The 11,207-nt window shown below is 71.2% G+C and carries 8 protein-coding genes, 2 pseudogenes and 1 riboswitch; of the genes and pseudogenes, 4 read left to right on the top strand and 6 right to left on the bottom strand.

Going from position 1 to position 11,207, the window contains the following annotated elements; translation table 11 throughout:
• The 3 genes and pseudogenes from GTW40_RS14200 to GTW40_RS14190 all read left to right on the top strand — a co-directional run.
• Positions 1 to 555: pseudogene (locus GTW40_RS14200) on the top strand (hypothetical protein); the annotation flags it as partial.
• 77 nt (positions 556 to 632) lie between these two features.
• Positions 633 to 1,040, top strand: a pseudogene (locus GTW40_RS14195) (VOC family protein).
• 244 nt (positions 1,041 to 1,284) lie between these two features.
• Entirely contained in the window at positions 1,285 to 1,995 is a 711-nt protein-coding gene (locus GTW40_RS14190) for an LAETG motif-containing sortase-dependent surface protein (protein WP_202485860.1), read from the top strand.
• 122 nt (positions 1,996 to 2,117) lie between these two features.
• On the opposite strand, the gene GTW40_RS14185 is transcribed toward GTW40_RS14190, so the two are convergent.
• The 5 genes from GTW40_RS14185 to GTW40_RS14165 form a co-directional block, all read right to left on the bottom strand.
• Entirely contained in the window at positions 2,118 to 3,140 is a 1,023-nt protein-coding gene (locus tag GTW40_RS14185; protein WP_161180530.1) for an ABC transporter ATP-binding protein, read from the bottom strand.
• On the bottom strand, positions 3,140 to 4,741 hold the full coding sequence (locus GTW40_RS14180) for an iron ABC transporter permease (RefSeq protein ID WP_161180537.1): 1,602 nt from the start codon (positions 4,739 to 4,741) through the stop codon (positions 3,140 to 3,142). Before GTW40_RS14180 ends, GTW40_RS14185 begins: the two co-directional genes overlap by 1 nt.
• Before the next feature lie 56 nt (positions 4,742 to 4,797).
• Positions 4,798 to 5,880, bottom strand: coding sequence for a thiamine ABC transporter substrate-binding protein (locus GTW40_RS14175; RefSeq protein ID WP_161180529.1), 1,083 nt, complete (start codon positions 5,878 to 5,880; stop codon positions 4,798 to 4,800).
• A gap of 82 nt (positions 5,881 to 5,962) precedes the next feature.
• Positions 5,963 to 6,070: riboswitch (TPP riboswitch) on the bottom strand.
• Between the two features lie 73 nt (positions 6,071 to 6,143).
• Positions 6,144 to 7,250 carry a 23S rRNA (adenine(2503)-C(2))-methyltransferase RlmN gene (gene rlmN / locus GTW40_RS14170; RefSeq protein ID WP_161180528.1) on the bottom strand — a complete coding sequence of 369 codons (1,107 nt, stop codon included), beginning with the start codon at positions 7,248 to 7,250 and terminating at the stop codon, positions 6,144 to 6,146.
• A gap of 94 nt (positions 7,251 to 7,344) precedes the next feature.
• A complete protein-coding gene (locus GTW40_RS14165) occupies positions 7,345 to 7,821 on the bottom strand; it encodes a hypothetical protein (protein WP_343245695.1) in 477 nt (158 codons plus the stop codon).
• A gap of 491 nt (positions 7,822 to 8,312) precedes the next feature.
• On the opposite strand from GTW40_RS14165, the gene GTW40_RS14160 reads away from it, so the two are divergent.
• Positions 8,313 to 9,053: a hypothetical protein gene (locus tag GTW40_RS14160; RefSeq protein ID WP_161180527.1), complete on the top strand. Its 741-nt coding sequence runs from the start codon at positions 8,313 to 8,315 to the stop codon at positions 9,051 to 9,053.
• 24 nt (positions 9,054 to 9,077) lie between these two features.
• On the opposite strand, the gene GTW40_RS14155 is transcribed toward GTW40_RS14160, so the two are convergent.
• A complete protein-coding gene (locus GTW40_RS14155) occupies positions 9,078 to 11,156 on the bottom strand; it encodes a PE-PGRS family protein (protein WP_237525509.1) in 2,079 nt (692 codons plus the stop codon).
• Between the last annotated feature and the right edge of the window lie 51 nt (positions 11,157 to 11,207).

Here is an 11,207-nt window from a genome sequence, read left to right as displayed (position 1 = left end):
GGCGGTCTCGCGGTCCAGGCGTACGCGGGCCGGGTCACGCCCGCGCCCTCGCTCGCCGCGCTGCCCGCCGAGGGCGCCGCGGTGCTGGCGGGCTGGATGCTCACCGCCCTCGGTCTCGTCCTGGCCGCGCCCGGGCTGACGTACCTCGCCGGACGCCTGCTGCAGTGCGCGCAGCCCGGCGCGCTCAGGCTGCTGGCCGGGCGGGTCCTGATGGCCGAGGCGACGCGGATCGGGCGCCCGCTCGGTGTGCTCTGCGCGGTGGCGTCGGCCGCGTTCGCGATGACCGTGCTGTACGACCGCTCCGCCCCGCCCTTCGGTCCGCTGACCCTGCTCGCCACGCTGGTGGTGGCCGGCTGCACGCTGGCCACGCTGCTGACCGCCGCCGTGGAGGCCCGCCAGACCCGCGCCGACACCAACGCGGCGCTGCTGCGCCTGGGTGCCCCGGCGACGATGCTGCGCAGTGCCGCCGCGCTGCGGGCGGGCGCCCTGCTCGCGGTGTTCGGGCCGCTGACCCTGCTGATCGCCTACTTGTCCGCGCTGCCCACAACCCGCTGAGGGCACCGATGAGTTCCGGGGCCGCCCACCGTCTGCACCGGCGGACACCATCGAACGCACGGACCCCGGAGGGCCCCATGTACCGCCAGATGATCTTCGTCAACCTGGTCACCGCCGACGTCCCGGCCGCGCGGAAGTTCTTCACCGAGCTGGGCTACGAGATCAACCCGCAGTTCTGCACCGACGAGAACGCCTGTGTCGTCATCAGCGACACCATCGTGGCGATGCTCATGACCCGCGAGCACTAAGCCCGCTTCACCGACAAGGAGATCGTGGACGCGCGGACCTCCAGCGAGGTGCTGCTCTGCCTGAGCGCCGAGAGCCGTGCGCGGGTGGACGAGCTGGTGGACAGGGCGATCGCGGCGGGCGGCACCGCACACGGCGAGCCGCAGGACCACGGCTTCATGTACGGCCGCGCCTTCGACGACCTCGACGGGCACACCTGGGAGGTCATGTGGATGGACCCGGCGGCGGTCCAGGGCTGAACTACCGTTCGGGGGGCGGTACTTGGCCAGGTCAGCGACCGGATAGAGTCGGCGCCCGAGGCGTTGAAACGTCTCTTCAGTTAATAAGACGGTAAAGTCAACGGCTCACAGGCGCCTACGCATTGACACTCCTTATGGAGCGCTTATAAACCTGTGTGTCTCGTGGGGGTGCCGGGGCTGTGCCTCACCCCGCCCCAACGCCCCCACTACCCCCCGCAGTTCTGCACTCAGCAAAGGACAAGACTTGTCCATATCCCGCCGCAACGCACGCCGCTCCGTGCGCGTCCTGGGTCTTGCCTCCGCGTCCGCCGCGATGGTCCTGGGTATCTCCGGTCAGGCTCTCGCGTGCAACATCAGCGAGTTCTCGGCCACGGCTGTCTGCAACGGTGACAAGGGTTCCATCGTCGTCACCGACAAGGACTTCTCCGGCCAGAAGGCCACCGTCACCGTGTACCTGGAGAACAACGGCGCCGACGAGAAGAAGATCGGCGAGCAGGAGGTGACCGGCACCAAGGAAGGCGCCCAGATCACCTTCGACGAGGACTGGAAGCCCGGCGCGACCTACCGTGTCAGCGTCAACGTGCCCCGGTTCATCAAGAACAAGGACATCACGCCCAACCTGACCACCCCGGCCACGGCGTGCGCGAAGGAGGAGGCTCCCGCCCCGAGCGCCTCCGCCTCCGAGACCGTCAAGCCGTCCCCGTCGGAGACCAAGCCGGCCGAGGAGAGCGCCTCCCCGTCCGACTCGGCGTCCGAGAGCAGCGGCGCCGTGGCCCCGGCCTCCGCCGTCCCGAGCAACGCGCCGTCCGCGGCGATCGGTGACTCGAACCTCGCCGAGACCGGTGCCAACTCCAACACCGGCCTGATCGCCGGTGTCGCGGGCGCCCTCGTGGTCGTCGGCGGCGGCGCCGTGTACTTCGGCATGCGCCGTCGTGGCGCGAAGACCGGCAGCTGACGCCGGACTTCACCCACCACCGCTTCACGGCCGCGGCCCGTCCCCGAATCCACGGGGGCGGGCCGCGGTCGCGTTTCCGGTCACATTCCCGGTCACGTTCCCGTTCGCGCTTCCGGTCGTGGTCAGCCGAGGACGACCACGTCCGCCGCGTCGAACACCACGCCGGTTCCGGCCCCGGTCTCCGGCGCGTCGGCCAGCGCGCAGGCCGCCTCCAGGAGGGGCCCGCCGTCGCGGGGCCGCAGCCGCACCGACACATGGGTGCCCTTGAAGGTGCGCGCGGCCACCGTGCACGGCAGTCCCGCGTCCTCCGCCACGAGCCGGACTCCGGCGGGCCGTACGAGCAGTTCGCGGCCACCCTGGGGCGAGCCCTCCGGCACCGGCAGCTTTCCCCACGGGGTGTCCGCGACCGCGTCGGTGACGGTCGCCGCCACCACGTTGTCGAAGCCGAGGAAGCGGGCCACGAACGCGTCGGCGGGCCGCTTCCACACCTCAAGTGGCGTACCGGACTGGGCGATCCGTCCGTCCCGCATCACCACCACCCGGTCGGCGAGGGCGAACGCCTCGCCCTGGTCGTGCGTGACGGCGAGCACGGTGGTTCCCAACCGGCCGAAGAGTTCCCGGAGTTCGACCACCAGGCGTTCGCGCAGCGAGCGGTCGAGCTGGCCGAGCGGCTCGTCCAGCATCAGCAGCCGGGGCCGGGGCGCGAGGGCCCGCGCGAGCGCGACCCGTTGCTGCTCGCCGCCGGACAGCCCGGCCACCGCCCGCCGTTCGGCGCCGGGCAGCCCGACCAGCTCCAGCAACTCGCGCACCTCGGCGTCCCGTTCGGCCTTGGAGACCCCGTGCATGCGCGGTCCGAAGGCGACGTTGCCGCCCACGTCCCGCTGCGGGAAGAGCTGGTGGTCCTGGAACATCAGCCCCACGCCCCGCCGGTGCGCGGGCACGTCCGCCTGGTCGCGGCCGTCGAGCAACACCCGTCCGGCATCGAGCGGTTGGAGCCCGGCGACCGCCCTGAGCAGCGTGGACTTGCCGCTGCCGCTCGGCCCGAGCACGCACACCACCTCGTGCTCGGCCACGTCGAGGTCCACGCCGTCCAGCACGGGCCGCCCGCCGAGGCGTACGGTCGCCTCCCGAAGGCTCAGCAGCATCAGAACTCCCCCGTCCGGTCCACGCGGACCCGCTCCAGGAGGAGCAGGGCGGCCACGCAGACGACCATGAGAATCGTGGAAAGGGCCATCGCCTGGCCGTAGTTCAGCTCCCCGGGGCGGCTCAGCAGGCGGGCCACCGCGACGGGCAGGGTCGGGTTGTCGGGGCGCGCGATGAAGACGGTCGCCCCGAACTCGCCCAGGGACACGGCGAACGCGAACCCGGCCGCGACCAGCAACGCCCTGCGCACCAGCGGCAGATCGACCTCGCGCCACACCCGCCAGGGCGAGGCCCCGAGCACGGAGGCCGCCTCCCTCAGGCGTACGTCCACCGCGCGCAGCACGGGCAGCATGGTCCGTACGACGAAGGGGGCGCCGACCAGGGCCTGGGCGAGCGGGATGAGGATCCAGGACTCGCGCAGGTCCAGCGGCGGCCGGTCCAGGGCGATCAGGAAGCCGAAGCCGACGGTCACGGCGGAGACGCCGAGCGGCAGCATCAGCAGCGCGTCGAACCCGCGCACCAGCCGTCCCGCGTCCCGCCGGGCCAGCGCGGCCGCGGCGAGTCCGCCTACGGCCAGGGCGATGGCGGTGGCGGCGACCGCGTACTCAAGCGAGGTCCACACCGCGTTCAGCGGCGCCGTCAGGAACGTACCGCCGTCGGCGTCGGTGAGCGCCCGGTAGTAGGCGAAGCCGGGCGCGTCCAGGGAGCGGCGGACGAGCACGGCGAGCGGGAGGACCAGGAGCAGGGCGACGGTGGCGAGGACCCCGGCGAGCAGCGCCCGCTGACCGGTGCCGCGCGGGCGGCGGGCGGTGACCGAGGCGTCCACCAGGCGCAGGGTGCTCTCGCGCCGCCGTACGGTCCAGGCGTGCACGGCGAGGATGGCGCCGACCGCCGCGAACTGGAGCAGGGTGAGGACGGCGGCGGTGGTGAGGTCGAAGACCTCGGAGGTCTGCCGGTAGATCTCCACCTCCAGGGTGGAGAAGGTGGGCCCGCCGAGGATCTGCACCACACCGAAGGACGTGAAGGTGAACAGGAACACCATCAGCGCGGCGGCGGCCACGGCAGGCGCGAGCGCGGGCAGGGTGACCTGCCGCCAGGCGCGCAGCGGGGACGCGCCGAGCATCCGGGCCGCCTCCTCCTGGCGCGGATCCAGCTGGGCCCACAGGCCGCCGACGGTACGCACGACCACGGCGTAGTTGAAGAAGACGTGCGCGAGCAGGATCGCCCAGACCGTGGTGTCCAGACGTACGCCCCACAGCTCGTCCAGGAGTCCTCCGTGGCCGACGAGGGCCAGGAAGGCGGTGCCGACGACCACGGTCGGCAGCACGAACGGCACGGTGATGACGGCCCGCAGCACCTGTTTGCCGGGGAAGTCGAGCCGGGCGAAGACATAGGCGGCGGGCAGCGCGAGCAGCAGGGTGAGCGCGGTGGAGGCGAGCGCCTGCCAGGTGGTGAACCACAGCACATGGCGGATGTCGGGGCGGAGGAGGACGTCCGCGACGCGTCCGAGGTGCCAGGTGCCGTCCGCCTTCAGGCCGCGCAGCACGATCGCGGTCACGGGCCAGGCGAAGAACACCGCGAAGAACGCGGCCGGCACGGCCATGAGACCGAGCCGGGCCGCGTTCGCACGGGTGCGCCGCGTGGCCGCCTGCCGCACGGCTACTTGAGTACGAGCGACGTCCACGAGCTGACCCACTGGTCGCGGTTGGCGGCGATCCGGCCGGGCGCCATGGTCTCCGGGTCCTTGGCCGCGGGGCCGTACTCGGTGAACTCGGCGGGGACCTTGGTGCCCTTGACCACCGGGTACACGAACATGTTCAGCGGCATGTCCTCCTGGAACTTCTTCGACAGCAGGAAGTCGAGGAACGCCTTGCCGCCCTTGGGGTTCTTCGCGTGGCCGAGCAGTCCGGCGAACTCGGTCTGGCGGAAGCAGGTGCCCTCGGAGACGCCGGTCGGGGCGGTCGCGGGCCGCTTCTTGGCGTAGATGACCTCGGCGGGCGGCGAGGAGGCGTAGGAGACGACGAGCGGACGGTCGCCGCCCGCCTTCTTGCCCTCGGAGGAGCCGGAGAACTCCTGGTAGTAGGCCTGCTCCCAGCCGTCCACGACCTTCACGCCGTTGGCCTTGAGCTTCTTCCAGTAGCCCTGCCAGTCCTTGTCGCCGTAGCGGGCGGCGCTGCCGAGCAGGAAGCCGAGGCCGGGCGAGGAGGTGGAGGCGTTCTCGGTGACCAGGAGGTTCTTGTACTTCGGGTCGGCGAGGTCCGCGAAGGTCTGCGGGGGCGTGAGCTTGTGCTTCGTGAAGTACGCCTTGTCGTAGTTCACGCAGATGTCGCCGTAGTCGACGGGCGTGACGCGGTGCTTGGCGCCGTCCAACTGGAAGGCGGCGTCGACCTGGTCGAGGCCCTTCGCGGCGTACGGCTGGAAGAGGCCGTTGTCGAGGGCGCGGGAGAGCAGGGTGTTGTCGACGCCGAAGAGGACGTCGCCCTGGGGGTGGTCCTTGGTGAGGATCGCCTTGTTGACGGCCTGACCGGCGTCGCCGTCCTTGAGAACGCGGACCTTGTAGCCGGACTGCTTCTCGAAGTCCTGGATGACGCTCTTGGACGCGGCCCACGAGTCGTGGCTGACCAGGGTGATGGTCTTGGTGTCGGCGGCCGCGTGACCGGTGTCGGCGTTGCTGGAGCCGCACGCGGACAGCGTGACCAGGCCGAGGCCGACCGCCGCGGCCACGAGGGTCTTGGTGTGCACTGGATGTTCCTCCTGGTTCTGGCCAGGAAGAGACGCGGCCCCGCCCGGTCTCCGCGGACGGAGCCCGGGCAGGGCGCAACAGCTTGAGTGGTGACCGAACTTCCTACCCAGAATGACCTGGGCGAGGTTCAGAGGGTCTGCGGCCCGATTGCCGCACTCTCAGCGCTGTGGCGCTCCCCTGTCGGAATATGCAGATGTATGACGCGTATGAAGTTGTAGAGGCATGACGTTATACGACTATTGCGTTGTACGACCGGCCCAGGTTACCGCTCGGTGGCGGCGAGCTGACCACACGCCCCGTCGATCTCCTGACCCCGGGTGTCCCGCACGGTCACCGGCACGCCGTGCGCGGCGATGGCCTCCACGAACGCCTTCTCGTCCTCGGGGCGGGAGGCGGTCCACTTGGAGCCGGGGGTCGGGTTCAGCGGGATCAGATTGACATGCACGGGCCTGCCCTTGAGCAGCCGGCCGAGCCGGTCGCCACGCCACGCCTGGTCGTTGATGTCCCGGATCAGCGCGTACTCGATGGAGAGCCGACGGCCCGACTTCTCCGTGTACTCGAACCCGGCGTCCAGCACCTCGCGCACCTTCCACCGCGTGTTCACGGGGACGAGGGTGTCGCGCAGCTCGTCGTCGGGGGCGTGCAGGGAGATCGCGAGACGGCACTTGAGGCCCTCGTCCGCGAAACGGTGGATGGCGGGGACGAGACCGACGGTCGACACGGTGATCCCGCGCTGCGACAGCCCGAGCCCGTCAGGAGCGGGGTCGGTGAGCGCCCGGATGGCTTGGACAACCCGCTTGTAGTTGGCGAGCGGCTCGCCCATCCCCATGAAGACGATGTTGGAGAGCCGAGCGGGCCCACCGGGCACGTCCCCGTCCCTGAGCGCCCGCATCCCGTCCACGATCTGGTGCACGATCTCGGCGGTGGACAGATTCCGGTCGAGCCCGGCCTGGCCCGTGGCACAGAACGGACAGTTCATCCCGCATCCGGCCTGCGAGCTGATGCACATGGTCACCCGGTCCGGGTACCGCATCAGCACCGACTCCACGAGCGTGCCGTCGAACAGCCGCCACAGGGTCTTACGGGTGGTCCCCTGGTCCGTGGCCAGATGCCTGACCACCGACATCAGCTCCGGAAACAGCGCCTCCTGGAGCTTGGCCCGGGAGCCGGCCGGAATATCCGTCCACTCCTCGGGGTCGTGCGCGAACCGGGAGAAGTAGTGCTGCGACAACTGCTTGGCGCGGAACGGCTTCTCCCCGGCCTCCGCGACAGCGTCCTTGCGCTCGGCAGGCGTGAGATCGGCAAGATGCCGCGGCGGCTTCTTGGCTCCGCGCGGCGCGACGAAAGTGAGTTCTCCGGGCTTGGGCATGGTGGTTCCAGTGTCGCAGATCGACTTGGGTGACCTGCGACTGTGGCTCACTCCTACGACAGGGTCCGGCGGCGCGCACCTCTGCGTACCCCGCTCAGCCTGGGACACCTTCCAGCGGAAGGCGGTCGCGGTAGTACTCCGACTCCAACCACTCCTCCTTCACGAAGAGCGGGCGTGTCAGGAGCGCGCCCCCGACCCGCTGCTCACGCAGGAGGATTCCGAGATCGGTCAGGGAGAGCGATGCGTCAGGGGTGTAAAGCACCCAGTTCCCGTGCTCGGCGGCGTGGTCCAGGAGGAACTGGTGGCCCTGTGCCGGATCGCTCCCTGCCAGCGGGAAGTCCGCCAGGAAGACCTGCGGACCGGCGAGTGCATCCAGCGCGATGCACGCAAGCCTGCCCGCGTCGTAAAACGCCTTCACGCCGCCTGGGAAGTCTTCCTGCCCGTACGGTCCGCCAACCCGTGCCTCCGGCCCGGAGACCACCAGTGCCTCGGCGACCTCTGCCGGAGACATCCCGAACCGCAGCGGCCCCACGTCGCCTTCCGCCCGCAGCTCCCAGCGCTCGCGCTCCACACTTGCGCTCATCCACCCCACCCCTACGTTTGACCTGCCGTGATGTGCAGACGGCCTGACCACTGTGCCCTCGATTTTTGAGATCAGGTACCGAGGCTATCCCCGTACCCACCACTCACCCCCGGCTCTCCTCCCGTCCGCCGTGGACCCACACACCGTGGAGCGGGCGTGGTTCCTGGCGCCTAGGTGGAGCGCGCCACTGTACGAACGACCGCCACCCGCCGGGGGCCACGTCTGCTCGGCTCTGCCTGGGTCGACGGCGTACGGGACGGGAACACCCCGCGCACGCCGCTTCGGGCCCGCACTCGGAAGCGGCACTCCTCTCCTCTCGGTGTCGGCCGATCCCCCGCCGGAGGCAGGAGCACCGCCCGCGGCGGAGCCGGGAGCGCGCCCGGCGAAGCGGAGCGCAGCATTGTTATCGCGACGGCGCTGCAGGAGCACCCGCCCTTCGTCAAGCCGCTCACCGCCCCCCGTCTGCTTGGATACCGCAGATGACCACGAGTCCCCCCGCTCCCCACGCAGAAGACCCCGCCCCCGACCGCCTGAGGACGTTGCTGGAACACGCCGCCACGAGCGGGAGCGCCCAAGCCTGGAGCGAGCTCTGGACGGAGCTCTACCACAACGGTTCTCTGGACGTCGCCCACCCGCTGGTGCTTGCCACGCTGGCCGGGATGGCGCAGGCCGAGGATGCCGGTGTGGCGGCCTCGGCTCTTCAGTTGGCCGGGGCGCTTCTGGTCCAGGCCGACCAGCGGTACGAGACACGGAATCTGCGGCATCGGTATGCGCCGGAGGTCGACCGTCTACGGGATGCCGCGAACCGGTGGCGGCAGGTGACCGTCGACCGCGACGACTACTGCTATCTGGTCGAGGCGCTCCTGAACCTGGAAGGCGACATCCACTGGGCGGAGGACTTGATCGGGGGCGTCGTCGGGGAGGAGTACGAGGTCGAGTGCCCCGATCCCGACGGGTGCGCGACGGTGTGGGTGGCCTTCGGAGAGCGGGGCCTCTTCAGTACGACCGAGGACTACGCCTGCGCCGAGCCCCTGGAGACCTTCCCCCTCCATCCGGCCGATCCCCGCACCCTGCAAGGGCTCGGCCGTCGCCTCTACGACCTCGCCTCGGCCGACGGCCACAAGGAGGTCGCACGCGCCCTGACGTACGCCTTCGGTGAGGCGACCTGCCCGGAGTGCGAGCAGCGCTTCTCCGTCGTCGCGCAGGTCAGCGCCAGGTAGCAGGCGTCCGAGGGCGTCGTGCGCTCACTCCGTCTCCCCGTGCACAAGGTCGAGCAGGTGGTGCATCACGGCCTCGGGGATCGCGGGGTTCTGGGCGGCGGAGGCGGCCGTGTCGATCTCCTTGAGGAGGGGGGACAGGACGCGTGCAGGCACGCGTGGGTCGGCTGCCGCGCTCTTCCTGATCCACTCCCGGGGGTCGTCGAGCAGGCGGACGACGGATGCGGAGGACAGGCGCTCGTCGCGCAGCGCACGCCAGCGGACTCCGTCGTCAGGGTCCCGGCTGAACCGTTCCACCAGCTCCGCCGTCGAGTCCGGGTCGTAGAGAGCGAGCGTCCGCAGGGAGGGGTTGGTGTCCTCCGCGTACCGGAGGGTGTCCTGGCGGGGAAAGTTGGGGTGCTCGATCATGCGCGCGGCCGAGTAGCCGTTCCAGCTCGCCCACATCTCCAGCAGGACCTCGGCCGGGGCCTGGGCGCAGTTCTCGGCGAGGAACAGCCGTACGACGAAGTCCTCGTCCCGCGCGAGCCGCTCGGCCACGTCCGTGGGGAGGTTCTTCGCGCACGCCACGCTACGGCGCACCAGCGGATGGGCGGAGATGGCGAGGCGACGCACGGCGGCCTCGTCATCGTGCAGCTCCCGGACCCAACTGAGCGCACGGCAGCGCGCCTTGGGATCGAACTCGACCGGTATGCGGGAGCGCTCCTCCTCGGTGAGGTCGGGGCGGAGGGAGATCTGCCACCGGATGCCGGGATCCGCGTCCTCGGCGAGGAGCCTCACCAGGTCGGGGGAGAGATGCGGGTTCCGTGCCAGCGCGCCGCGCAGTGCGCTGTCGGAGCCGTGGGCCAGTGTCTCGGCCAGGTTCCGGTCGAGGACGCACGTCTCCACGGCACGTTCCCGGTCCCCGTCGCTGGACAGCTGGTCGAAGTCGGCCGCCGACAAGGGCGTGGACTGGTGATGCCGGAAGACGGCTTGCCGACGTACCCCGGGGTCCGGGTCCGCCAGCAGGGCCTCGCGCGCCTTGGCGTCCAGGTGCGGCCAGGCGGGCACGACCGCGGCCAGGCGCACCTCGGTGACGGGGTCGGCGGCCAGCTTGGCCAGATGGCGCGCCGGGAGGGCGGGCAGGCGGGCCAGCTCGGCGCGGACACGCGGACTCGGATCGGCGGCGAGCCGGTCGAAGGTGGCGTCCGGCAGTGTCACCCCGTAGTCCGCGAGAGTCGTCAGCACGATCCACCTGTGGTGCGGGTCGGGGTCCAGGAGGAGCCGGGCGCGCTGCTCGGCGGTCAGCGACCAGCGCTCCGCCAGCGAGCCGCGTACCCGCCACTCGGGGTGGTCGATCCAGGCTTCGACGACCTCTTCCGGGAGCTCCCGGTGGATCAGCGCGTACGGCACCCGGTCGGCCGGACCGGCGTCGAGCAGTCGCCGCAGTACGGAAGCGGGTGCGGCGGGGTTCATGGCCAGCCCGCCGAGCCATTCCTTGCGCAGCCTCGGCGAGGCGGTCGTCCACCGCGACACCGCGTCCCACCCGTCCTCCCGCTCCTCGGCGCTTTCCGGCGCCCGCGCCTTCGCCGACGCCTCCAGCCAGGCGGGGAACCGGTCGACGGAGACGAGCCACACCGCGTCCCCCTCGACGGTGGTCCCGAGCACGCTCTGCTCGTCCACGGACATGGCGACGAACCCGGGCCGACCCCGCTCGGCCGCCGACCCCCCGGCGAGGCCCGCCAGATCCGCCGGGTTCGCCGGGTTCGCCAAGCCCGCCGGATCCGCCAGACCCGCCAGATCCACCCGGCCCGCCCCCTCCGGCAGCCTCACCCGCATCCAGCGGGAGTGCCCACAGCACGCGCAGTCCTGACCGGCGAGGCTGATCAGGAACTCCCCGTTCGTGTCGACCACCGCGTGCTCGGTCGCGAGCCGGTGCCACTGCCGGTTCACCTCCGCCACCAGGTCGAGGTGATCGCTCGGGACGGCGACCGTGGGCCCCCTGTCCCCCGTGATCACCGGCCGCCAGGCGGCCGACACCGGCCTCGCCTCGCGTACCCGCCCCTGCCCGGCGATCTCCAGCCCCGCGCGACGCAGCAGCGCGGTCAGTGCCACATCCCCACCCGTCATGTGGATCATCATCGTCCACGCGGGCGCGACAGGGCCGATGATCCGACCAGA

Origin of the sequence: Streptomyces sp. SID4985 (assembly GCF_009863025.1) — a bacterium.
Classification (GTDB): domain Bacteria; phylum Actinomycetota; class Actinomycetes; order Streptomycetales; family Streptomycetaceae; genus Streptomyces.
This window is presented reverse-complemented; position numbering and strand designations above follow the sequence as displayed.